Origin of the sequence: Massilia antarctica (assembly GCF_015689335.1) — a bacterium.
GTDB classification, from domain to species: domain Bacteria; phylum Pseudomonadota; class Gammaproteobacteria; order Burkholderiales; family Burkholderiaceae_D; genus Telluria_A; species Telluria_A antarctica.
On the sequence record NZ_CP065053.1, the window covers coordinates 4,289,410 to 4,313,918 of the forward strand.

The window sequence follows — 24,509 nt, forward strand, 5'->3', positions numbered from 1 at the left end:
CGCAGGGACACGATATGAACCGTAAAACCACGCCCCTGCGTCTGTCGCTCGTGTTGGCGGCGCTGCTGGCCGTCGGCGCTTGCGCCACGCCAGCGAAACAGAGCGATGAACTGACGATCTATGCGGCCGGGCCGCGCTTTGGTTCGCACGTGATCGTCGCCGATTTCGAGGCGGTGCAGCGGGTCGATGGCGCTTCCATTCTCGTACCCAAGCCGGCCGTTCCCAAGGTCGCCGAAAGCCGGGTCGGGGTCGATGTGGGCACGGACGCGATGACCTTGCATTTCCAGCACGCCTGGTATGCCAGCCTGCGCCTGGAAAGCGATGCGCCGCTCGACTTGCGCGCGTACGTGCCCGACGGTGTGCTGGCGTTCGACCTGAACGTCGAGGACCTGGCGCAGGGCGGGGTGTCGTTCAAGGTCGGCTGCGGCGAATACTGCGAGCGCCAGGTGCCGTTCCTGGTGCCGGCGCGCGCCATGGCGGGAAAGGGGCGCCAGCCGCTGGTATTGTCGATGCGCTGCTTCGCCCACGACGGTGACGATTTTTCCGCCGTGACCAAACCGTTCACGCTCGATGGCAGCGGCAGCGGCAGGGTGGAAATCGCCCATGTCCGCTTCCTCAAGACCGGCACGCCGAATGCGGCCTGCCCGGATTACAAAACGCAGTCGGTCACGCCGGAGATGCTCAACCAGTCCTGGTCGATCAAGGGCTGGGGGCCGCGCCACGAGGCAAAAAAGGCGGAAGCCGCACGGCGCAAGGCCGCCGGCGAAAAGACCGGCATCGTCTTCATCGGCGACTCGATCACCGAAGGCTGGGAGAAATCCGGGGCGCCGGTCTGGCAGCGCTACTACGGCAAGCACAATGCGCTGGGACTGGGCTTCGGCGGCGACCATACCGAGAACGTCTTGTGGCGCCTGCAGCACGGCGCGCTCGATGGCCTTGACCCCAAGGTCGTGGTGCTGATGGCCGGTACCAACAATACCGGCGACCGGCACGAAAATCCCGTGACCACGGCGGCCGGCGTGCGGCGCAATATCGAGGAGGTGCGCCAGCGCCTGCCCAATGCCAGCATCCTGCTGCTGGCGATCTTCCCGCGCGACGCCAAGCCGGACAGCGAACTGCGGCGCATCAACGATGAGGTGAACAAGATCCTGGCGGGCTTCGACGACGGCAAGCGCATCCATTTCCTGGACATCAACCAGACCTTCCTGGCGGCGGACGGCACCCTGTCGCGCGAGGTCATGCCCGATCTGCTGCACCTGAACGAACAAAGCTACGAAGCGTGGGCCAGGGCGATGGAGCCCACCTTGCAGCGCCTGATGGAGAACTGATCGATGAAAACCCTGCTGTGCTGCGCGCTGTTGTCCGCCACCGCCATGCACAGCGCCAGTGCCAGCGACCGCAGCTTGCGCTACGACCGGCCCGCGCCCGACACACCCGAGGGCTGGGAACGCGAGGCGCTCCCGATCGGCAATGGCCGCATCGGCGCGATGATTTTCGGGCAGGTGGCGCGCGAGCGCATCCAGTTCAACGACATCACCTTGTGGAGCGGCGACGACAAGACCCTGGGCTCCTACCAGCCCTTCGGCGACGTCTACATCAACCTGCCGGGCCACGCCGCCGGCGCCAGCGGCTACGCGCGCAAGCTCGATCTGGACAACAGCCTGCACAGCGTCACCTATATCCATGCCGGCGTGGCATTCAAGCGCGAGATGTTCGCCAGCCATCCGGCGCAAGCCATCGTGGCGCGCCTGAGCGCCGACCAGCCGGGCAAATACAGCGGCTCGATCGAGCTGACCGACATGCACGAGGCGCGCATCAAGGTGGCCGGCAACCGCATATACGCCACGGGGTCGCTGGCCGGCTTCGTGCTGCCCGCCACGCCGCCGGCGGCGCCCACCTCGAACGTGATGAATTACGCCAGCCAGGTCCAGGTGATCAACGAAGGCGGCACCTTGTCGGTGGAAGGCAAGCGGATCGTCTTCACCAACTGCGACGCGCTGGTACTGGTGCTGGGCGCCGGCACCAGTTACGTCAACGACGCGGCCAGGCGCTTCCAGGGAGAGCATCCCCTGGCGCGCGTCTCAAGCCAGGTCAGCGCCGCCGCGGCGCGCCCGTGGGCGCAGCTGCTGGCCGCGCACCAGCAGGATTTCAAGCGCCTGTACGAGCGCGTGAGCATCGAACTGGGCCAGGCATCGGCGGCGCGGCGCGCACTGCCGACCGACCAGCGCATCGAGGCCTACACCGCCGACGGCGAGGACCCGGGCCTGGAAGCGCAGTTCTTCCAGTTCGGCCGCTACCTGCTCATTTCAAGCTCGCGCGATGCGCTGCCGGCCAACCTGCAGGGATTGTGGAACAACAGCCTCACGCCGCCCTGGAATGCGGACTACCACACCAACATCAACATCCAGATGAATTACTGGCCCGCCGAACCGGCCAACCTGGCGGAATCGGCGATGCCGTTTTTCGGTTTCGTCACCGGCGTGGCGCCGGTGTACCGGCAACTGATTGCCGATACCGCCGCCGGCGCGCTCGTGCAGGCGCCCAAGGCCGGCGAGGAGAGCTTCCTCACTGCGCAAAACAAGCCGGTGCGCGGCTGGACGGTGCGCACCGAGTCGAATCCCTTCGGCGCCACCACCTACATCTGGAACAAGACCGGCAACGCCTGGTATGCGCAGCATTTCTGGGAACACTACGCGTTCACCCAGGACCGCGAGTTCCTGCGCACGGTGGCGTATCCGATGATGAAGGAAGTGTGCGCGTTCTGGGAAGACCATCTGAAACGCCTGCCAGACGGCCGCCTGGTCGCGCCGCGCGGCTGGTCGCCCGAGCACGGACCGGTCGAGGATGGCGTGAGCTACGACCAGCAGATCATCTGGGACCTGTTCAACAATACCGTGGAAGCGGCGGACGTGCTGGGCACCGACAAAGCCTTGCGCGACCGCATCGCGGCCATGCGCGACCGGCTGGCCGGCCCGCGCATCGGCAGCTGGGGCCAGTTGCTCGAATGGATGGACGAGAAAAAAGACCCGGTGCTCGACACGCCCGGCGACACCCACCGTCATGTGTCGCACCTGTTTGGCCTGTTCCCGGGCCGGCAGATCTCGCCCACCAACACCCCGGCGCTGGCGGCGGCCGCGCGCAAGTCGCTGGAAGGGCGCGGCGACGCCGGCACCGGCTGGTCGATGGCGTGGAAGACCGCCTTCTGGGCGCGCCTGCTCGATGGCGATCATGCCTACAAAATGCTGCGCGGCCAGCTGGCGAAACCGGGCGCGCGCGCTGCCCAGCAGGCCGGGCCCGGCACCGAAACCAATAACGCGGGCGGCACCTACGCCAATATGTTCGACGCCCATCCGCCGTTCCAGATCGACGGCAACCTGGGCGCCACCGCGGCCATCTGCGAAATGCTGCTGCAGTCGCACACGGGCGAACTGCATCTGCTGCCGGCGCTGCCGTCGTCGTGGCCTGACGGTTCGGTAAAAGGCTTGCGCGCGCGCGGCGGCTTCGAGGTGGATATCGCCTGGGCCGACGGCAAGCTCACCGGCGCCACCATCCGCTCGGTGGCGGGGCAGGGCGGCGGCGCTGTGCGCTACGGCGGCAATGTCGTGGCGCTCGGATTGACCCCCGGCGCTTCGGTGCGCCTTGGCGGCGCGCTGGCGGTCCTGGAAAAGTAGGAAGGTATGCCGGCGCTGACGCATTTTTGCCGGAAGGACGACAGCTGCGCATACCGGTGCGCCTTGGCCGCCTTGCTTGTCTAATATCGTTCCATCCATTGGTCATTTTCGAAATTGCGGCAGGCTGACGTAGCCGGGAAAATAAATACATCAATTAGCGCGGCCCGAGCCTCCTTTGGCACCAGACGCCGCACCGAACATCCTTACGAGACGCTGTTGAGGAGGGCTTGCTTTTATCGATGAACGACATTTCGCAGTACCGCCAGCACACCTATAAAAAAGCGTCCGTCATATGAACGGAAGCAGAGGAGACAAGTTGAACAACTTTAAGAAAACCGCAATCGCCGTGGCCGTGGCCCAGATCGCCCTGATGTCGAGCAACGTGACGATGGCCCAAACCGCTGCCAGCGATGCGGCCGTGGTGGTGGTCAGCGGCCAGCGCGCCGCGCTGAACTCGGCCCAGAAAGTCAAACAGAATTCGGACGAAATCGTCGATTCGATTGTCGCCGACGATATCGGCAAGTTGCCCGACCGTTCGGTCACCGAAGTGCTGCAGCGGGTGGTGGGCGTGACCATCGACCGCACCATGAGCAAGACCGATCCGGAGCACTTTTCGGTGGAAGGCTCTGGTGTGTCGATCCGCGGCTTGAACTACGTGCGCTCGGAACTGAACGGGCGCGATTCGTTCTCGGCCAACGGCGGGCGCTCGCTCAACTTCGAAGACGTGCCGCCGGAACTGATGGCCGGCGTCGACATCTATAAAAACCCGTCGGCGGAGCAGATCGAAGGCGCCATCAGCGGCCTGGTGAACCTGCGCACCGCCATGCCCTTCGATTACAAGGGGATGAAAGTGGCGCTGTCGGGGCAGACCACGTACTCCGAACTGAAAAAGGGCAAGAGCTCGCCGTCGGCATCGGGCCTGTTTTCGAACCGCTGGAAGACCGGCATCGGCGAAGTCGGCGTGCTGGTCGACCTGGCCTATTCCGAAAGCGCGACCCGCACCGACGCCTTGCAGGTCGATCCGTATTTTGCGCGCACCGATGTCGTCCCCGGCAAAACCGTCTGGATTCCGAAGGGGGCATCCTGGCGCACGCTCAATTTCGAACGCCAGCGCGAAGGCGCGTACGGCGCGCTGCAATGGCGCCCGAACCGCGACATCAATACCTCGCTGACGTTCTTCAAATCGCGCTACAAAATGGACTGGGACGAACAGGCCATCTTTGCCGCTTCCAATCCCTACAACATCCTGGTCAGTCCCGGCGCAAGCTACGACGGGCGGGGCGCTTTCGTGAGCGGTACCCTGACCGACCCGGCCGATAAAGGCATCAACTACGGCGGCGACACGCGCATTGCGAACCGCAAGTCCGATACCAGGGACGTGTCGTGGAACCTGGAATGGCGCCCGACCAGCAGCTGGACCTTCAAGTCGGACCTGCAACACATCCGCGCCACGACCGCCAATCTCGATTCGACGGTCGCCACTGGCGTGCAGATGCCCAAGCAGCAGATGGACCTGGGTGGCGGCCGGCCCAACCTGATTTTCGACAGCGCCGACCTGGCCTACCTGGCCAATCCGGCCAACTATTACTGGGCCTTCACCCAGGAGCACGCGGACCGCAGCAGGGCCACGGGAACCGCATGGAAGGGCGACGCCAGGTACGATTTCGATCACAAGGTCATGCGCGATATCCGCTTCGGCGTGCGCCTGACCAAGCGCGATGCGGTCACCGAAAAGACCAATCCGGACTACAACTGGTCGGCCATTTCGCAGCCATGGCAGCTTGGCTGGAATATCGACCAACTGGCGTCACTGGGCGACCCTCGCTTCTCCGGCAATACGCGGGTTCACACCTTCGACAATTTCTTCGGCGGGAAAGTCTCGGTGCCGTCGCTGGTGGTGCCCAATACGTCGCTGGCCACGGGTTATCCGGACAGCTACGCGGGACTGCACACGTACCACGATATCTTGTGTAACGAGCATGCCGCCGCCAGCGGCGCCAAGCCAGACTGCGCGCCGTGGAAACGGGCGTCCTATGGTACCGAACCGGCGGGGTCGAACGAGCAGAGCGAAAAAACCGGCGCGCTCTTTACCCAGGTGCGCTTCGGCTTCGACGACTTGCCGATGCCGATCGATGGCAATATCGGCCTGCGTTACGTGAAGACCGACATGAAGGCGAGCGGCTACACGGTGTTCAGCTACACCCGTCCGACCATCCCGGCGGGCTACCAGACCACCGGCCCGGCCATTCCGAACATCCCCATGTTCTCGCGCTCTGACGACTACAGCAACTCGTACAGCAACGTGCTGCCAAGCCTGAACCTGCGCATGAAGGCGAGCGACAAGCTGCAATTCCGCCTGGCCGTGGGTTCGGCCCTGTCGCGCCCCGACTTCTCCCAACTGCAGGCCTATACGTCGCTGTCGCAGGATGTGAACACCACCTCCGATGATGCTGCCCACGTCGTGCATGTCAACAGGGTGACCCTGAAAGGCGAAGGGTCGGGTAATCCGGGGCTCAAGCCGGTCACCTCGCGCCAGGTCGATCTGACGGCCGAATGGTATTTCGCGCCGGCCGGCTCGCTCACCTTGGCGGTGTTCAACAAGCAGCTCAAGGACATCATTGTCGACCAGAGCTACAACCTCCAGCTGCCGGACGTGAACGGCGCCATGAAGGACTTTACCGTCACCGCGCCGATCAACGGCGCCAAGGGCAGGGCGCGCGGCTTCGAAGTCGCGTACCAGCAGTATTTCGACAATCTGCCGCCATGGCTGTCGGGTCTTGGCATGCAGGCCAACTTCACCTTCGTCGATGGCAAGAAGACCATGTATTCGTCGGTGTTCCAGGAGTACTGTACCGGTGGCGCGGGCAACGGCGCGGCCAACCTGAACCTGAACATGAACGGCTGCGACACCAACGGCCGCACCTTCGGCAATCTGCCGCTGTATAACCAGTCGCGCCGTTCGTACAACCTGGCGCTGATGTACGATAAAGGGCCGCTGTCGTCGCGCCTGGCCTACAACTGGCGTTCGCGCAGTCTGCAAGGCGTGAATGTGAACGGCACCCGTGGGGACGACGGCACCGATGGCAATCCGGCCAGCCCGACCGCCGGCCAGCATAACGTGAGCTACGGCTTGCCTACCTGGGCGGGCGCGTACGGCCAGCTCGATGCCTCGATCTTCTACAAGTTCACCGAGAACCTGTCGTTCGGCCTGGAAGCGCAGAACATCAACGACGCGAAGTTCAAGCAGGAGATGGATCAGGGAATCGGTACCAAGGGGCGCGCATGGTTCGTCACCGGGCCACGCTACACGGCGCAGATGCGCTACAGCTTCTGATGACGCGCCGCGCTATTGCGATACTGGCCGTGGCAGCGGCCAGCGTCACGGCCGCGGCCGCGCCGCCGCTGCCACAACTGGTGCAGAAGGATGGCCGCCATGCGCTCATGGTCGACGGCGCGCCGTTCGTCATGCTCGGCGCGCAGGCCCATAATTCAAGCAACTATCCGGCCGCGCTGAAAAAGGTGTGGCCGGCGATTCGCGACATGCACGCCAATACGCTCGAAATTCCGGTGGCGTGGGAGCAGATCGAACCGGTTGAAGGCAAGTTCGATTTTAGCTATGTCGATACCTTGGTGGCCGAGGCGCGCAAGAACAAGGTGCGCCTGGTGCTGCTGTGGTTCGCCACCTGGAAGAACACAAACCCGCAATACAGCCCCGAATGGGTCAAGTTCGACAACCAGCGCTTTCCGCGCATGCTCGACAAGGACGGCAAGGTCAATTACTGCATGTCGCCGTTCGGCGAAGAGACGCTCAAGGCCGATAAAAAGGCGTTCGTCGCGCTGATGACCCACATCAAACAGATCGATGAAGCCCATCGCACGGTCATCATGATGCAGGTGCAGAACGAGGTAGGCACCTATGGCCTGGTGCGCGACTACGGCCCCAAGGCGCAGGCGGCATTTGCGCAGGAGGTGCCGCAGGCGGTGCTGGAGCGCCAGAAGTCGCCCGTGAAGCTGGCCGCCAAGGGCACTTGGTCCGAGGTGTACGGCGACTACGCCGAGCAGTATTTTCACACCTATGCCATCGCCAGCTATATCGGCGAGATCGCCAAGGCCGGGCGCGCGGTCTACAACCTGCCGATGTACGTCAATAACGCGCTGCGCGATCCGCTCGAACCGATGGCGCCGTGGAAGGGCAATTTCGCCAGCGGCGGGCCGACCTGGGATGTGATCGACATCTACAAAGTGGCGGCACCGGCGATCGACCTGGCCGCGCCCGATATCTACATGCCGCAGTCGGCCAAATTCACCGGCACGCTGGACCGCTTCCAGCGCCCGGACAATGCGCTGATGGTGCCGGAGCTCGGTAATGCCCCCACCTACGCGCGCTACACCTACCAGGTGCTCGGACGCGGCGCGCTGGGGTTCGCGCCGTTCGGCATCGATTACGCCGACTACAGCAATTTCCCGCTCGGCTCCAAGCTGACCGACAAGGCGATGGTCGAACCATTCGGATCGATCTTCGCGGTGTTCCGGCCGATGGAACGGCAGTGGGCCAAGTGGGCGTTCGAGGGCCGCACCTACGGCGTGGCCGAAAGCGACGAGCGCACCGAACAAACCATCGCGATGAAAAACTGGACGGCGACGGTGTCGTTCCGCCAGTGGCGCTTCGGCGAAAAGGAATGGAATCCCGAGATCAAGGACGAACCTGCGAACACCGAGAAGCCAAGCGGCGGCGTGGCGATTGCCCAGATCGGGGACAACGAATTCATCGTGGTCGGCCAGCAGGTCCGCCTACGTCTGGGCGGAGCGGGCAGCAACGACGGCAAGCCGACCATGCTGGCGCGGGTTGAGGAGGGCAGTTTCGATCCATCCGGTAAATGGATCATGGAGCGCAACTGGAATGGCGACCAGGTCGATTACGGCATCAACCTGCCGGCCAAACCGGTCGTTCTGAAAATCAGAATCGGTACCTACTAAAAACTATGGGAGAGCAAAGCATGCGTCTTAAATCACTGGTGGGAACCGCTTCCTGCCTGGCGTTGATGGCTTCAAGCCACGCCCTCGCGGGCACGGTCGAAAAAACCGGCAGCGGCATCGTCGTCAAGCCCGACCAGGGCGCCGCGAAGGAAGTGCGTCTTGAAGTGATGAGCGAGAACATCATCCACGTCGTCAAATCCGACCAGCCGGGCAAGGAACTGACACCATCGATGATGACGGTCGCTAAACCGTGCGCCTGCCAGTTCACGGTCAGCGAGGCGGACAAGGATGTGGTGACCCTCAACGCCGGCAAGATCTCGGCGAAAGTCTCCTTGACGACCGGGCTGGTGAAGTTCTATAACGCCAGGGGCGACGTGTTCCTGACCCAGTCGTCCGAAAGCCTGACGCCGGTCAGGGTCGGCGGCAAGCCGTTTTTGGCGATCAAGCAGGGTTTCAATCCCGGCCTGAAGGATGCGTACTACGGCCTTGGCCAGCACCAGAACGCCCAGATGAACATGAACGGCGAAGACGTCCTGCTGGCGCAGCACAATATGGACGTGGCAGTGCCGTTTGTCCTCTCCGACAAAAACTACGGCGTCCTGTGGGATAACAATGCGATCTCGCGCTTCGGCGACCCGACACCCTACGGCCCGATGAAGCGCGACCTGACACTGGTCGACGCCAACGGCAAGGCCGGCGGCCTGACCGCGCGCTACTACGTGGGCGAGAAGCTGGTGCTGACCCGCCACGAAACCGACATCGACTACAAATACCTCAAGGACGTGGCCGAAAACTGGCCGAAAGAACTCGGTCCTTTGAAAGAGCTGAAGGACGTCAAGGTGGTGTGGGATGCGACCATCAGCTCGGCCAAGGCGGGCGTGCACAAGATGCAGCTGTATTCGTCCGATTACGCGACCCTGACCATCGATGGCAAGCAGGTGCTCGACGTCTGGCGCCAGGGCTGGAACCCGTGGTACCACAATTTCGAGGTGAAGTTCGCCGCCAACAAGCCGGTCAAGCTGCACCTGGAATGGAAGCCGACCGGCGGCATGATCGCCATGACCCACAACAATCCGCTGCCGCCGGCGGAGCGCCACTCGCTGACGTTTTCGTCCGAGATCGCGCAGGCCATCAATTACTACGTCATCAACGCCGATAATATGGACAGCGTCATTGCCGGTTACCGCCACCTGACCGGGCAGGCGCCGATGATGCCGAAATGGGCCTACGGCTTCTGGCAGTCGCGCCAGCGCTATGAAACCCAGGAGCAGATCATCGGCGCGGTACGTGAATACCGCAAGCGCGGCTGGCCGCTGGATAACATCGTGCAGGACTGGTTCTACTGGCCGCAGGACGGTTGGGGCTCGCACGATTTCGACAAGACCCGCTTTCCCGACCCGAAAGGCATGGTCGATGACATCCACAAGAACCATGTACGCGTGATGCTGTCGATCTGGGGCAAGTTCTACCCCGGGACGGACAACTACAAGGAGCTGGCCGCCAAAGGCCACATGTGGACCAGGAACGTCGAGAACGGGGACCTGGACTGGGTTGGCCCCGGCTACAAGAACGCCCACTACGATCCGTACACGCAGGAAGCGCGCGATATCTATTATCGCCAGATCAAATCCAAGCTCGGTGGCCTTGGCTTCGATTCGTGGTGGATGGATAACAGCGAGCCGGATGTGCTGTCCAATACCCGTCCCGAGGATTTCAAGAAGCTGATCGGGCCGACCGTGTACGGCCCCGGCGAGATCACCTACAACACCTACAGCCTGCCGCACACGCAGGCGCTGATCGAAGGCCTCAAGCGCGACCAGCCGGATACGCGCCAGCTGATCCTGTCGCGCTCCGGCTATGCTGGTATCCAGCGCAATGCGGTGGCGGTATGGAGCGGCGACACCGTGGGGCGCTGGAACAATTTGTACGACCAGATTTCGGCCGGTGTGAATTTTTCGATGTCGGGCATTCCCAACTGGACCCATGATATCGGCGGCTATGCCCAGGAAGAGCGCTTCCAGGGCGGCGATGTCGGCTCGGCCCAGGAAAACCGCAGCACCGGTACCACCGTCGTCAAGCCGGAAGACCTGAAGGAGTGGCAGGAACTCAATCTGCGCTGGTTCCAGTTCGGCGCCTTCACGCCGCTGTTCCGCTCCCACGGTGAAGTGGTCAAGCGCGAAATTTACAACATCGCGCCCGAAGGCTCGGAAATGCAAGAGTCGATGGTGTGGTACCTGAAGCTGCGCTACCGCCTGATGCCCTACATTTATGCCAACGCCTCGGATATTTATTACCATTCCGGCACCGTGCTGCGCGGGCTGGTGATGGATTTTCCGAAGGATGAACAGGTCAAGGATATCAAGGACCAGTATCTGTTCGGACGGGACATCATGGTCGCGCCGGTGAGCGTGTACGGCGCGCGCGAGCGCACGGTGTATATGCCGAAAGGCGCCGCGTGGTACGACTTCTACACGGGCGCGCTGCACCAGGGCGGCAAGACGGTGGCGATGAAGGCACCGGCCGCGCGCATGCCGCTGCTGGTGAAGGCCGGCGCGATCCTGCCGATGGGCCCCGTGACCCAGTACGTGGATGAAAAGCCGGACGCGCCGCTCACGCTCAATATCTACACCGGCGCCGACGGAAAATTCAGCCTGTACGAAGATGATGGCGTCACCAATGCCTACACCCGGGGCGAATTTACCCGTATCCCGCTCAGTTACGACGACACGAGCGGCACGGTGACCATTGGCGAGCGTACCGGCCAGTACAAGGGCATGGTCGCGAGGCGCCAGTTCAAGGTCCGTTTCATCAAGGCTGGCGTGTCGAGTTCGGACGACTTTGACAAGGCCGACAAGGAAGTCAGTTACGAGGGCAAGGCGCTGACCATCAAGATGTGATCCGTCCGCCCTGCGAAAAAAGCCCGCCCACAACAATCGGCGGGTTTTTTTTCGTCCCTACGCCCTTCCAACCCCACACGCCATACGTACAAAGGCGTAGTCCGCCTACGCCTTCTCCCTGCCCCGCACAACCGTGATGCGCATAGGCACTGCCAGGCCCGGTCTTTAAACTTATCCAGTCGGCATACGTTTCCCGAGGTCGACGCGAATCAGCGATAGGGGGAGCGTTCCCCCTTGCCCAGAACCGGAGAGTACAACATGAAGAAGAACAGCCCAGCAACGTCCAGTCCCGCCATTGTCGGCAGCCGCCGCGACTTCCTCGGCAAGAGCGCCCTGGCGGGCCTGGCTACCGCCGGCGCCACCATCGGATTGACGGGATGCAAGGAAGAAGCCGCGCCAGGCAAGGCGGCGGTCCCGGCCAAGGCCGCCGACAACAGCGACCACATCAAGCCCGGCCAGCTCGATACCTATTACGCCTTCATCAGCGCCGGCCACGGCGGCGAAGTGCGCGTGCTCGGCCTGCCGTCGGGCCGCACCCTGAAACGCATCCCGGTCTTCAATATGGACTGCATGGTCGGCTGGGGCATCACCAACGAATCGAAGGCGATCATCGGCACCAAGGCCGACGGCAGCCTGCAATACAACACCGGCGACACCCACCACGTGCACGGCAGCTACAAGGATGGCACGTACGACAGCCGCTGGCTGTTCGTCAACGACAAGATCAACGCGCGCCTGGCCCGCATCCGCATGGATACGATGGAGTGCGACAAGATCACCAGCCTGCCCAATGTGATGGGCTTCCACGGCATTTTCCCGGACAAGCGCGACCCGGTCGACGCCGCCGTCAACTACACCACGCGCGTCTTCTGCGGCGCCGAATTCCACACGCCGCTGCCGAACGATGGGCGCGACCTGGACGATCCGACCAAATGGGGCTGCCTGTTTACCTGCGTCGACGCGGCCAGCATGGAAGTGCGCTGGCAGTGCCGGATCGACGGCAACATGGAGCTGGTCGCGACGTCCTATGACGGCAAGCTGGCCGCCGCCACCCAGTACAACACCGAGGGCGGCGTCGACCTGGCCGGCATGATGTCGGCCGAGCGCGACGCTTGCATATTCTTCAACGTGGCCCGCATCGAGCAAGCCATCAAGGATGGCAAGGCCACCACCATCGGCAACTCCAAGGTGCCGGTGGTCGATGGACGCAAGGCAGCCAACGCCGACCCCGCCACCGCGGTCACCTGCTATGTGCCGGTCGGTAAGAACCCGCACGGCGTCAACGCCAGCCCGGACGGCAAGTATTTCGTGTGCGCCGGCAAGCTGTCGCCGACCGCCACCGTGATCGAACTGAGCAAGGTGCTGGCCTGGTTCGGCGGCGAAGTCAAGCTGCCGCGCGATTGCGTGGTGGCCGAGCCGGAACTGGGCCTGGGCCCATTGCACACCGCCTTCGACGGCAAGGGCAATGCCTTCACCTCGCTGTTCCTCGACAGCGCAGTGGTCAAATGGAACGTGGACGCATCGATTGCCCAGTTCAAGGGCGACAAGGCGGCCAAGGTGGTGCTCGACCGTATCGACGTGCATTACCAGCCGGGCCACGGCTACGCCTCGATGGGCGAGACCAAGGAAGCCGACGGCAAGTACTTCAACTCGGGTAACAAGTTCTCGAAAGACCGCTTCCTGCCGGTCGGCCCGCTGCACTGCGAAACCGAGCAGCTGATCGACATCAGCGGCGCCAAGATGAGCCTGCTGGCCGACCATACCGCGTATCCGGAACCGCACGACGGCATCATCGTGCGCCGCGACGTGGTCAAGACGCGCCAGATTCACACCATGACCGACTTCCCCAACGCGGTCACGGCGGAAACCGCCGGTATCGAGCGCAAGGGCAACAAGGTGCAGGTGCGTCTGATGTCGCAGGCACCAGCGTTCAGCATGCCGGTCATTAAGGTCAAGGTCGGCGACGAGGTGACATTGACCCTGACCAACCATGACAAGGTGGAAGACCTGACCCACGGTTGCGCCATTCCGACGTTCAACATCAACTTCATCGTCAACCCGCAGGAAACCAAGTCGGTGACCTTCAAGGCGGACCGTCCGGGCGCATACTGGGTGTACTGCACCCACTTCTGCCACGCGCTGCACCTGGAAATGCGCAGCCGCCTGCTGGTCGAAGCGTAAGCCGGACCACCGATGCGCGCCCTGGCCCTCTACCTGCGCCTGTTTGCCTGGCTGTTTCTGGCATCGTTGCTGGCGGCAGGGCCGGCGCGCGCCTCGGTCTACTCGGCCGAGCTGTCGCAGCAACTGCTGCATGGCCCCGACCTGTGCGCCGAAGCGCCTTGCCGCGATGTCATGCCGCAAGCGAGCAAGTTTTCGTTGCGCAAGGGTCGGCCCAGCTATGTCGAGGCCTTGGCGGTCGGGCCCGACAAGGCCGAGAAGGTGGTCGGCTATGTCTTCCTGTCGACCGACGTGGTTGACATTCCCGCTTACTCCGGTAAACCCATCGTGACCCTGATCGGCATGGACACGCACGGCATCATCACCGGCGTGCGCGTGCTCAAGCATTCGGAGCCGATTCTGCTGGCGGGGATCGCCGAATCGACCCTGCTCAAATTCATCGGCCAGTACATCGGCAAGTCCGGCGACGCCAAGCTCGAAATCGGCCATGGCGATGAAGCCAGCGGCACGGTCGGGCTGGACGCGATCAGCGGCGCCACCGTCACCGTCATCGCCGAAAACCAGGTCATTTCGCGCAGCGCCTACGACATCGGGCGCCAGGTCGGCATTTTCAAGGGCGAAGTGCGGCCGGCGCCGCGCTACACCCCGCTCGATGAGCGCCTGAGCTGGCGGCAATTGCTGGACGAGGGCAGCGTGGTGCATTTCCCGTTGCAGCGCAAGGAGGTCGGGCTGGCGGGCGACGCCGCCTACATCGACATGTATTTCGGCCACATGAACGTGCCCTCGGTGGGCATCAGCCTGCTGGGCGAGCCGGTCTACAAGCGCCTGATGGCCGATCTCAAGCCGGACGAGCAAGCCATCTTTATCATCGCCAATGGCGAAGCCTCGTTCAAGGGTTCGGGTTTCGTGCGCGGCGGCATCTACGACCGCATCCAGGTGCGCCAGGACCCGCAAAGCTTTACCTTCCGCGATACCGATTACCTGAACCTGTATGGCGTCCAAGCCCCGGGCGCGCCGGCGTTTACCGAATCGGCCGTGTTCATCGTGCGCTCGGCCAACTTCAACCCCGCCTGGCCCTGGCAGCTGACTTTTCTCGCCAACAAGGCCGACCCGCAAAGCGGCGCCAAGACCTTCGTCCACTTCAATGCGCCGTACTGGCTGCCGGCGCGCTATCTGGAAGGCGGACGCCCGCACATCGTCCAGCCGGAGGCGACCTGGCGCGCCATCTGGAAGAGTAAAACCGTCCAGATCGTGCTGTTCTTGCTGACCCTGGCGTTCACCGCCCTCATGTATTCGCAGCGCGACAAGCTGGTGCGCGCGTCGAAACGCAAGCACAAGCCCTGGATTTCGCGGCCGCGCCACGTGCTGTGGCTGGTCAGCGTGGTGTTCCTCGGCTTTTACCTCAAGGCCCAGCCCAGCATCACCCAGGTACTGACGTGGTTCCATTCCTTGATTCATCAGTGGAAGTGGGAACTGTTCCTGTCCGATCCCTTCATTTTCCTGTTCTGGTGGTTCATCATCGTCAGCGTGCTGGTGTGGGGCAGGGGCGTCTTTTGCGGCTGGCTGTGCCCGTTCGGATCGCTGCAGCAGCTGGCATTGAGCCTCGGCAAGGCGGTCGGGCTGGCGCGCTTCCAGAAGCTGCTGCCCAAACCCTTGCACGATAAGCTCAAGTGGATCAAATACGCGATCTTCGTGGTTCTGTTGCTAGTATCGTTCTATTCCATGGAGATGGCCGAGCGGCTGGCCGAGGTGGAACCGTTCAAGACCACCTTCATCGTCGGCGTATGGAACCGTAGCTGGCCGTTCTGGATCTTCATCGGCGCGATTCTCGGCTGGTCTTTCCTGAGCGAGCGCCCTTATTGCAAGTACCTGTGCCCGCTGGGCGCCGGACTTGCCATTCCCGGCAAATTCCGCCTGTTCGGCCTCAAGCGCAAGGCCGAGTGCCAGACTTGCCACGCCTGCGCGGCCGGCTGCGGCTCGCATGCGATCGACAGCGCCGGCCGCATCGACCAGATGGAATGCATGCTGTGCCTCGATTGCATGATCCTGTACTACGACGACCATGCCTGCCCGCCGCTGGTCAAGGAACGCAAAGTGCGCGAAAAGAATGGCGACGCGCTCACACCGATCAATGCGGGCGGCTATTTCATTTCCCTCGATGCGGTGCGTGGCGCGCTCAAGGCCAAGGCGACGCCATCGGAAGGGGAGCCTCCTTGAGTGCGCGCGCCGTCGTCCTCGGCGCGCTGCTGGCCCTGTGCGCCGGCGCCGCCAACGCCGCCGTGCTGCAAGTGCGCGCGGGCGAATCGATCGGCGCCGCCGTGCGCGCCGCATCGGCCGGCGACACGATCCTGGTCGCGCGCGGGCTCTACAACGAACGGCTGCTGATCGACAAGCCCCTCACCCTGCGCGGCCAGGAGCGCCCCACCATCAGCGGCCGGAACAGCGGCGACGTGATCCGGGTAAGCAGCAGCGACGTCACCATCGATGGGCTCATCATCCGCGACAGCGGCACCGACCTCGACCGCCAGAACGCGGGTGTGTACGTGGTGCCCGGCTCCGACCGTTTTGTGCTGCGCAACTGCGTGCTCAGCTACACCCTGTTCGGCGTGTGGCTGGACAAGTCGGACCATTCCACCGTCACCGGCAACACCATCACCGGCAAGCGCGACCTGCAATCGGCCGCGCGCGGCAACGGCATCCAGGTCTTCAACAGCGCCCATGTGGACGTCATCGACAACAACATCAGCTATGCGCGCGACGGCATCTATGTGGACCTGTCGCGCCACGCCCTGTTTCGCGGCAACAAAATCCACCACCTGCGCTACGGCACCCACTACATGAACACCAACTACAGCACCTGGGAAAACAATGAGTCCTACCAGAACCGGGGCGGGCTGGCGCTGATGGAAGTGCGCAACCTGATAGTTCGCAACAACGTGGCCTGGGGAAACGAGGATCACGGCATCATGCTGCGCACCATCCAGGATTCCGTGATCGAAAACAATGTCGTGGCGGCCAACGGGCGCGGTTTCTTCATTTACGACGCCGAGTTCAATGTGCTGCGCAATAACATCGTCATCAACAACCGCACCGGCGTGCACCTGTCGGCCGGTTCCTCGAACAACACGGTTGACGGCAACGACTTCATCGGCAACGAGGAAGCCGTCAAGTTCGTGGCCGCGCGCGACGTCCAGTGGGGCCGCACGCGCGGCAATTACTGGAGCGGATACAACGGCTGGGACCAGGGTGGCGATGGCGCCGGCGACGTTCCCTACGAGGCCAGCGACCTGGTCGACCGCCTCAACTGGCAATATCCGCTGGTCAAGCTGCTGCTGACCAGCCCCTCGGTGCGCACCCTGCGCTTCGTGGCGCAACAGTTTCCCGTACTGCGCGCGCCCAGCGTGGTCGACGCCCATCCGCGCATGCGGCCCAACAATCCTGACTGGCATCGCTGGAATGACAAACATGTCCATTGAACTTGATTCGGTGAGCAAATCCTTCGGCCCGGTCGAGGCGATCCGCAATGTGTCGCTGAGCATCGCGCAGGGCGAAATGTTCGGCCTGATCGGGCATAACGGCGCCGGCAAGAGCACCTTGTTCAAGCTGATGCTCGGCTTGCTGCCGGCCAGCGCCGGCGCGGTGCGCGTGGGTGGCGTGGCGACCGGCAGCGCGCAGTTTCGCCAGGTGCGGCGCCGCATCGGCTATCTGCCGGAAAGCTTTGTGAGCTACGACAACCTCTCCGGCCTGGAAGTGCTGCAACTGTTCGCCGACCTCAAGCAGGTGGCGCGCGCCGAGTGCGGCCGCGTGCTGCGCCGGGTCGGGCTGGCCGATGCCGCCACGCGCCGCCTGCACACCTACTCGAAAGGCATGCGCCAGCGCCTCGGATTTGCCCAAGTGCTGCTGGGCGACCCTGCACTGATCTTTCTCGACGAACCGACCAACGGCCTCGATCCGGAAGGCATCGCCGATTTTTATACCATCCTGCGCGAGGCGCAGGGGCGCGGCGCCACCATCGTGATCACCTCGCACATCCTGGCCGAAATCCAGGACCGGGTCGACCGCCTCGTCATCCTCGATGCCGGCAAGGTGGCCGCGCTCGGCACCCTGGCCGAGCTGCGTTCGCGCCAGGTGCTGCCGTCCCATATCGAGGCGCAGCTCTTGCCCGGCGGTGGCGAGAAGGCCGGGGCGGCACTGGCGCATCTGGCGGGCTTGACGGTCATCGTCGATGGCGACCGCGCCCTCATCGCCTGCGCCGCCGCGCTCAAGGCGCCGGTGCTGGCCGCGCTGGCCCCGATGCTGCTTGACGTGACCATCCGCGAACCCTCGCTGGAAGACCTGTTCCTTGGCTATGGAGGCACGCATGAGCGCACGCATTGAGTGGGGCCAGGTGCGCGTGATCGCCGCCAAGGAATTTCGCGACCGCATCCGCAACCGCTGGGTGGTGGCGGTGGCCGTCATCTTCGCCCTGTTCGCGCTGGCGATTGCCTACTTTGGCGCATCGCAGCAGGGCGAGGTGGGTTTTCGCAGCATCGACGTGACGGTGGCCAGCCTGGTTAGCCTGGTGATTTACCTGGTGCCGCTGATCGCGCTCATTCTCGGCTACGACGCCATCGTCGGCGAGCGCGAGCGCGGCTCGCTGGAATTGATGCTGTCGATGCCGATCACCCGCTTCGAGATTTTGCTGGGCAAGTATTGCGGGCTGGCCGCCGCCCTGGCCATGTCCACCGTGCTCGGCTTCGGAGCCGGCCTGCTGCCGCTGGCGGCCGAGCTGACCGTGCGCGACGGCTACCACTACGCCGGCTTCGTCGGCAGTGCCATCCTGATGGGCATGGCGTTCCTGAGCATCTCGATGCTGGTGTCAGTGCTCGCGCTCGACCGCGTGCGCGCCAGCGGGGTGGCGATCGGCCTGTGGTTCTTTTTTGTCCTGATTTTCGACTTGCTTCTGATGGGTGCGCTGGTGCTGAGCCAGGGCCGCCTGGGCAGCAACACCTTCGCGGCACTGCTGATGCTCAATCCCGCCGATGTGTTCCGGCTGCTCAATATCTTCAGCTCCGAGCAGGCGCAAAGCATGTACGGCCTGGCCACGGTGATGCCGGGCGGCCTGACCGATCCGGCCGTGCTGCTGGCCATCATGGCCGGCTGGGTGGTCATTCCCTTCTTACTTGCCAACTGGAGTTTCAAATGCCCCTCAAGATAAACCGCCTGCTGGCGGCCCTCGCCGCCGCCGGCTTGCTGGCCGCATGCAGCCAGCAAGCGATGAACGCCAGCGCCCGGGAGCCGGCCGCCGACACGGCTTGCGCGCTCGATGGCATGGTGCTGCTCGACTTCCCCGGTCCCAAGGCGCAGATCCAGTACGCCGAAGGCAAGGCCGACTATTACTGCGACCTGATGGAACTGTTCACGGTGATGCTCGCGCCCGAACACAAGCGGCAGATCGCCGGCGTGTTCGTGCAGGACATGGGCAAGACCTCGTGGGACAAGCCGAGCGGGCACTGGATCGCCGCCAAGGATGCGCTGTATGTGGTCGGCAGCAAGAAGCAGGGCTCGATGGGACCGACTTTCGGCGCCTTCTCGGATGCCGCGCAGGCAGACGCTTTTGCCAAAGCCGAGGGCGGCAAGGTACTGCCCTACAGCCAGATCACGGCAGCGATGCTCGACACGGGCCACGCCGCCGGCGACATGCGCCATTGATTGCCCCATTTTCTATAACAACTGGAAGTACATCATGAAAAGCACAACCTTGCTGTCCCTGCTGATCGTTGCGGCCCTGGCGGCCTGCGGCGACAAGGCGCCGGCTCCCGGCGCCGCGTCCGGCCCGACCGCGAACGCTCCGGTGCCAGCGGCGCCAGCCGCGGTGCCGGCTGCCGCTCCCGCTCCCGCTCCCGCTCCTGCCGCTGCGGCCGCCGCGGCCTCCATCCCCGCCGCCAGCCCGGCCGAACTGGCCGCCGGTGAAAAAATCTACGCGGCTTCCTGCGTTTCCTGCCACGGCGCCGCGGTGCTGGGCGCGCCGAAACTGGGCGACAAGCCATCCTGGGCGCCGCGCGCCGCCAAGGGCGTCGACGTGCTGTACGCCCACGCCATGAACGGCTTCAACATGATGCCGCCGCGCGGCGGCAACGCCGCCCTCAAGGACGAGGAAATCAAGTCGGTGGTCGACTTCATGCTCAGCAAGGCGCGCTGACGAGGGAAGGGCGGCACGCTCGCCCAGTCAATGGAGAACGCCATGCGCGCCTTTCAAACAACACTGCTCGCGGCGGCGCTGTGCCTGCTGGCCCTGGCCGGCTGCCAGCGCGCCGACACGGTCCATCGCACGCGCGGGCACGTGTTCGGCACCGCGGTCGAGATCAGCATCTACGGCGGCTCGCCGGAACGCGCGGATTCGCTCAGCGGCGCCGTGCTGAACGAATTCGACCGGCTGCACCACAAATACCATGCCTGGCAGCCGAGCATGCTCACCTCGCTCAACGATGCCATTGCGCGCGGCGAGCCCTTCACCGCCGACGCCGAGATGGTCGCGCTGCTGCAATCGGCGACCGTGGTGGCCGAACGCTCCGGCAACCTGTTCAACCCGGCCATCGGGCGCCTGATCCGGCTGTGGGGCTTCCAGAGCAGCGACATCGCACCCCAGGCACCGCCGGCCCAGGAGATCCGGCGCTGGCTCGACGCTCGCCCGCGCCTGGCGGACCTGCGCTACCAGGGCAACACGATTTCGAGCACCAACGAGGCGGTGATGATCGACCTGGGCGGCTATGCCAAAGGCTACGCGCTCGACCGCGCCGCGCAGATCTTGCGCCAGGGTGGGGTCAAGGCGGCGCTGGTCAACGTGGGCGGCAATGTGCTCGCCATCGGCCAGCCGGGAGAGCGCCCGTGGCGGGTCGGCATCCAGGACCCGCGCGCGGCCGGCGCCGTGGCGCAAGTGAACCTGCGCGACAACGAAGCGATGGGCACCAGCGGCGACTATCAGCGCTATTTCCTCAAGGATGGCAAGCGCCACCCGCACATCATCGACCCCCGCAGCGGCTATCCGATCGACCTGGTGGCGTCCGTGACGATCGTGACATCGGGCGGCACCGATGCCGGCTTGCGCTCGGACGGCAACTCGAAACCCTTGTTCATCACCGGCCCGGCCGGCTGGGAAGCGATGGCCGCGCAGATGGGCCTGGCCGAGGTGTTGCTGATCGATGCGCAAGGCACGGTGCATACGACAGCGGCAATGCGCTCCCGGCTGGCGGCGTCGCGGGAGGCAAAGGGCGGGGCACAGCCTGAGTTGGTTTCCGTGCGGGAATGAAAATGAAAGAAAGATTACTTCCCGGTACAATAGCAGTTCGACAACATGCGGCTGGGTCCAGCCCTGTTGGTTCCACTATAACCACCGGAGAATAACTTGCGTAAACACTTAATCAAAATATCAATGCTGTGCGCCGCGGTGCTGATGGCTGGTTGCGAAACCACGGGAACGAAGCAGGCCGACCCGAATGCGGTCGAAGCGCCGTCGCCGAAGAATCCGGACTTCTCGGCCGAAATGGCCAAGTTCAATGCCCAGTTCCCGAACGCGAAAGCGACCAAATACGAGAACGAATCGATCGCCTTCAATAATGCGCACAAGCTCGACCAGAAAGACAATTGCCACGGCAAGTCGAAGTATCCGGTCACGATCGTGCTGGTTCTCGATGCGGAAGGCAAAGTCACCAAGACCATGACCGATGTCGAGAACGCCAAGGCGGCGTGCTTCCGCGGTACCTACGCCGGTGTGCAGTTCCCGCGTCCGCCGATGGCGCCGTACCGCAAGGCTATCCTGCTGAACTAAGCGCCGCCCACACCTGCCTGATTGAATCTGGTCAGTTTTGATTTGCGTCAAGGTATTTGCTCGGTAACTCATCGATATTCCAGTATTCACTCTGGAAAGGTTTGTGATGAAACTGAAATTCCTTGGCGCGACCGGCACCGTGACCGGTTCAAAATACCTGCTCACATCCGGGACCCATCACATCCTGGTTGACTGCGGCCTGTTCCAGGGGCACAAGGAACTGCGCTTGCGCAACCGGCACCCGTTTCCGGTCGCGCCGGCCGGCATCGACGCCGTGGTGCTCACCCATGCGCACCTGGACCATAGCGGCTACCTGCCGCTGCTGGTGAAAAATGGATTCACCGGCAAGATCTTTTGCAGTCCGGCCACCTTCGACCTGTGCAAGATCCTCTTGCCCGACAGCGGGCGCTTGCAGGAAGAGGAAGCCAACTACGCCAACCGCCACGGCTTTTCCAAACATGCGCCGGCCTTGCCCCTGTATTCGGAGGCCGACGCGGTGCGCGCGCTGCGCCAGTTCGCGCCGGTGCCGTTCGACACGCCGTTCGCCATCGCCGGCGAGCTGCAAGGGCAATTGGCGCTGGCCGGCCATATCCTGGGCGCGGCCATCGTATCGGTGCGCTGCGCCGGAAAAACCGTCGTGTTTTCGGGCGACCTCGGCCGTCCCAACGACCCGCTCATGGTCGCGCCGGCGGCCATCGCCGAGGCCGACTTCCTGGTGGTCGAGTCGACTTACGGCGACAAGCGGCACGATCCGGCCGATCCGCTGCTTCTGCTCGGCCAGACCATCCGCGACACCGTCGCCCGCGGCGGCGTCACCATCATCCCCGCGTTCGCGGTCGGGCGCGCGCAAGCGCTGCTGTACGACCTGCACCGCCTGAAGGAACAGGGCGCGATCCCGGCCCATCTGCCGGTCTACCTGAACAGCCCGATGGCCGCCGATGCGACCGCGCTGTACCAGAAGCACTTGCACTGCCACCGCCTCAGCCACGAGCAATGCTTCGCGATGCGTCACGCCGCCACCATCGTCAACAGCGTGGAGGAATCGATCGCCCTCAACGAGCGCCAGGTGCCGATGGTCATCGTGGCGGCCAGCGGCATGGCCACCGGCGGGCGTGTCCTGCACCATTTGAAGGCGTTCGCCCCCGATCCGCGCAACACGATCCTGTTCGCCGGTTTCCAGGCCGGCGGCACGCGCGGCGCGCTGATGCTGGCCGGTTGCGCGTCGATCAAGATCCATGGGCAGTACGTACCCGTGCGCGCCCGGGTCGCGCAGATCGCCAATCTGTCGGCGCATGCCGATGGCGATGAACTGATCGGCTGGATGTCCCATCTCCGGCGCGCGCCGCGGCGCACCTTCATCACCCATGGCGAAAGCGCCGCCGCCGACGCCCTGCGCCGCCGCATCGGGGAAGAGCTCGGCTGGCCGTGCGAAGTGCCGGGCTATCTCGACGAAGTCACGCTGGCGTGAGGCCGCCCGCCATCCTCAACGCCAGGCGCCTGGGCATCGATACGGACCGCGAGCATGTCGCCTACCTGCGTTCGGATTGCGCGCTGTGCCGTTCGGAAGGCTTCGGCACGCGTGCGCGCATCGAACTGCGCTGCGGCGCGCGGTGCCTCGTGGCCACCCTCAACGTGGTCGATCCGGCCTTGCTGGGCGAGGGCGAGATCGGCCTGTCCGACGCGGCCTGGGCCGCGCTGGGGGCGCTCCCGGGCCAGCCGGTCCAGCTCGCCCATCCGGCGCCGCTGCACTCGTTCGCGGCGGTCAGGGCCAAAATCGCCGGCGATCGGCTCGACGCGGCCGCGGCCGCCGGCATCGTGGACGATATCTGCGCCGGCCGCTATGCCGATATCGAGCTGGCCGCCTTCATCACGGCGTGCGCCGGCAAACGCATGAACCTGGCCGAATCGATCGCCCTGACCCGCGCCATGACCGCGGCAGGGCAGCAATTGCGCTGGGATAGTCCGGTCGTGGTCGACAAGCATTGCGTCGGCGGCTTGCCCGGCAACCGCACCACCTTGCTGGTGGTGCCGATCGTCGCCGCGTGCGGGCTGCTCATTCCCAAAACCTCGTCGCGCGCCATCACCTCGCCGGCCGGCTCGGCCGACGTGATGGAAACCCTGGCGCCGGTCACGCTCGACCTTGCCCGGATGAAGGCCGTGGTCGGGCGCGAGGGCGGGTGCATCGTCTGGGGCGGGTCGGTCGCGCTCAGCCCGGCCGACGATCTGCTGATCCGGGTCGAGCGCCCGCTCGGCATCGATAGCGAAGGCTTGCTGGTCGCTTCGGTGCTGTCGAAAAAGATCGCCGCAGGGTCGACCCATGTGCTGATCGATATCCCGGTCGGGCCCACGGCCAAGGTCCGCTCGCGCCGGGCCGCGGCCGCGCTGGCGGCGCGCCTGAAGGGCGTGGGCGAGGCGTGCGGCCTGGCGGTGGTCGCGCTGGCCAGCGACGGCGCGCAGCCGGTCGGACGCGGGATCGGGCCGGCGCTCGAAGCGCGCGACGTGCTGGCCGTGCTGCAAGGCCACCCGGCGGCGCCGGACGACTTGCGCCAGCGCGCGCTGCGTCTGGCCGGCATCGTGCTGGAAATGGGCGGCAAGGCCGGCGCCGGGCAGGGCCTGGCGCTGGCGGCGTCCGTGCTCGCCAGCGGCGTGGCCTGGACCAGGTTCCAGGCCATTTGCGCGGCCCAGGGCGGGATGCGCACGCCGCCGCAGGCCCGCTGCACCGGGGTGCTTGGCGCGCCGCACGGCGGGCGCATCGCCGCCATAGACAATGGCCGCCTGGCACGGCTGGCCATGCTGGCCGGGGCGCCGGGCGCGCCGGCGGCGGGGATCGACCTGCACGTGCGGCTGGGCGACGAGGTGGCCGCCGCCCAACCCTTGCTGACCGTGCACGCCGAATCGGCCGGCGAGCTCGCGTATGCCCTTGCCTATGCACAATCACAAGCGCAACTGGTGACAATCGGGCGCCATGCGCCGTCATGA

At 64.5% G+C, this 24,509-nt stretch carries 16 protein-coding genes; all 16 read left to right on the top strand.

The genetic code is table 11. From position 1 onward, the window contains the following. The first annotated feature begins 14 nt into the window (after positions 1–14). Positions 15–1,328 carry a GDSL-type esterase/lipase family protein gene (locus IV454_RS32910; RefSeq protein ID WP_229521717.1) on the top strand — a complete coding sequence of 438 codons (1,314 nt, stop codon included), beginning with the start codon at positions 15–17 and terminating at the stop codon, positions 1,326–1,328. Positions 1,329–1,331: 3 nt separating this feature from the next. Beyond that, entirely contained in the window at positions 1,332–3,671 is a 2,340-nt protein-coding gene (locus IV454_RS19245; protein ID WP_206087388.1) for a glycoside hydrolase family 95 protein, read from the top strand. Positions 3,672–3,987: 316 nt separating this feature from the next. Beyond that, entirely contained in the window at positions 3,988–7,005 is a 3,018-nt protein-coding gene (locus tag IV454_RS19250; protein WP_206087389.1) for a TonB-dependent receptor, read from the top strand. Continuing rightward, on the top strand, positions 7,005–8,648 hold the full coding sequence (locus IV454_RS19255; RefSeq protein WP_206087390.1) for a GH35 family beta-galactosidase: 1,644 nt from the start codon (positions 7,005–7,007) through the stop codon (positions 8,646–8,648). The genes IV454_RS19250 and IV454_RS19255 overlap by 1 nt, the downstream gene beginning before the upstream one ends. A gap of 20 nt (positions 8,649–8,668) precedes the next feature. Then, positions 8,669–11,545, top strand: coding sequence for a TIM-barrel domain-containing protein (locus IV454_RS19260; RefSeq protein ID WP_206087391.1), 2,877 nt, complete (start codon positions 8,669–8,671; stop codon positions 11,543–11,545). Positions 11,546–11,803: 258 nt separating this feature from the next. Beyond that, positions 11,804–13,726, top strand: a complete 1,923-nt coding sequence (nosZ, locus tag IV454_RS19265; protein WP_206087392.1) for a TAT-dependent nitrous-oxide reductase — start codon at positions 11,804–11,806, stop codon at positions 13,724–13,726. 12 nt (positions 13,727–13,738) lie between these two features. Further along, positions 13,739–15,940 carry a 4Fe-4S binding protein gene (locus IV454_RS19270; protein ID WP_206087393.1) on the top strand — a complete coding sequence of 734 codons (2,202 nt, stop codon included), beginning with the start codon at positions 13,739–13,741 and terminating at the stop codon, positions 15,938–15,940. After that, positions 15,937–17,199 (top strand): nitrous oxide reductase family maturation protein NosD, encoded by a 1,263-nt coding sequence (locus IV454_RS19275; protein ID WP_229521719.1) that lies wholly within the window; start codon positions 15,937–15,939, stop codon positions 17,197–17,199. Before IV454_RS19270 ends, IV454_RS19275 begins: the two co-directional genes overlap by 4 nt. Then, entirely contained in the window at positions 17,189–18,100 is a 912-nt protein-coding gene (locus tag IV454_RS19280) for an ABC transporter ATP-binding protein (protein WP_206087394.1), read from the top strand. Before IV454_RS19275 ends, IV454_RS19280 begins: the two co-directional genes overlap by 11 nt. Next, positions 18,084–18,920, top strand: a complete 837-nt coding sequence (locus tag IV454_RS19285) for an ABC transporter permease (protein WP_229521720.1) — start codon at positions 18,084–18,086, stop codon at positions 18,918–18,920. The genes IV454_RS19280 and IV454_RS19285 overlap by 17 nt, the downstream gene beginning before the upstream one ends. Continuing rightward, on the top strand, positions 18,905–19,414 hold the full coding sequence (locus IV454_RS19290; RefSeq protein ID WP_206087395.1) for a nitrous oxide reductase accessory protein NosL: 510 nt from the start codon (positions 18,905–18,907) through the stop codon (positions 19,412–19,414). Before IV454_RS19285 ends, IV454_RS19290 begins: the two co-directional genes overlap by 16 nt. A gap of 34 nt (positions 19,415–19,448) precedes the next feature. Beyond that, positions 19,449–19,904, top strand: a complete 456-nt coding sequence (locus tag IV454_RS19295) for a c-type cytochrome (protein ID WP_206087396.1) — start codon at positions 19,449–19,451, stop codon at positions 19,902–19,904. A 42-nt stretch (positions 19,905–19,946) separates the two neighbouring features. After that, complete coding sequence (locus IV454_RS19300; protein WP_206087397.1) at positions 19,947–21,011, top strand: FAD:protein FMN transferase; 1,065 nt, start codon at positions 19,947–19,949, stop codon at positions 21,009–21,011. Between the two features lie 96 nt (positions 21,012–21,107). Next, complete coding sequence (locus IV454_RS19305; protein WP_054267344.1) at positions 21,108–21,530, top strand: hypothetical protein; 423 nt, start codon at positions 21,108–21,110, stop codon at positions 21,528–21,530. Positions 21,531–21,636: 106 nt separating this feature from the next. Further along, positions 21,637–22,998, top strand: coding sequence for an MBL fold metallo-hydrolase RNA specificity domain-containing protein (locus IV454_RS19310; protein ID WP_206087398.1), 1,362 nt, complete (start codon positions 21,637–21,639; stop codon positions 22,996–22,998). Continuing rightward, entirely contained in the window at positions 22,995–24,509 is a 1,515-nt protein-coding gene (locus IV454_RS19315) for a thymidine phosphorylase family protein (protein WP_229521721.1), read from the top strand. Before IV454_RS19310 ends, IV454_RS19315 begins: the two co-directional genes overlap by 4 nt.

What these genes read in the sequence shown, in the direction of transcription:
- IV454_RS19245 (WP_206087388.1), top strand. Translation starts at nt 1,332, where the DNA reads ATGAAAACCCTGCTGTGCTGCGCGCTGTTGTCCGCCACCGCCATGCAC.
- IV454_RS19300 (WP_206087397.1), top strand. Translation starts at nt 19,947, where the DNA reads ATGCGCGCCTTTCAAACAACACTGCTCGCGGCGGCGCTGTGCCTGCTG.
- IV454_RS19310 (WP_206087398.1), top strand. Translation starts at nt 21,637, where the DNA reads ATGAAACTGAAATTCCTTGGCGCGACCGGCACCGTGACCGGTTCAAAA.
- IV454_RS19280 (WP_206087394.1), top strand. Translation starts at nt 17,189, where the DNA reads ATGTCCATTGAACTTGATTCGGTGAGCAAATCCTTCGGCCCGGTCGAG.
- IV454_RS19285 (WP_229521720.1), top strand. Translation starts at nt 18,084, where the DNA reads ATGAGCGCACGCATTGAGTGGGGCCAGGTGCGCGTGATCGCCGCCAAG.
- nosZ (WP_206087392.1), top strand. Translation starts at nt 11,804, where the DNA reads ATGAAGAAGAACAGCCCAGCAACGTCCAGTCCCGCCATTGTCGGCAGC.
- IV454_RS32910 (WP_229521717.1), top strand. Translation starts at nt 15, where the DNA reads ATGAACCGTAAAACCACGCCCCTGCGTCTGTCGCTCGTGTTGGCGGCG.
- IV454_RS19290 (WP_206087395.1), top strand. Translation starts at nt 18,905, where the DNA reads ATGCCCCTCAAGATAAACCGCCTGCTGGCGGCCCTCGCCGCCGCCGGC.
- IV454_RS19270 (WP_206087393.1), top strand. Translation starts at nt 13,739, where the DNA reads ATGCGCGCCCTGGCCCTCTACCTGCGCCTGTTTGCCTGGCTGTTTCTG.
- IV454_RS19255 (WP_206087390.1), top strand. Translation starts at nt 7,005, where the DNA reads ATGACGCGCCGCGCTATTGCGATACTGGCCGTGGCAGCGGCCAGCGTC.
- IV454_RS19260 (WP_206087391.1), top strand. Translation starts at nt 8,669, where the DNA reads ATGCGTCTTAAATCACTGGTGGGAACCGCTTCCTGCCTGGCGTTGATG.
- IV454_RS19295 (WP_206087396.1), top strand. Translation starts at nt 19,449, where the DNA reads ATGAAAAGCACAACCTTGCTGTCCCTGCTGATCGTTGCGGCCCTGGCG.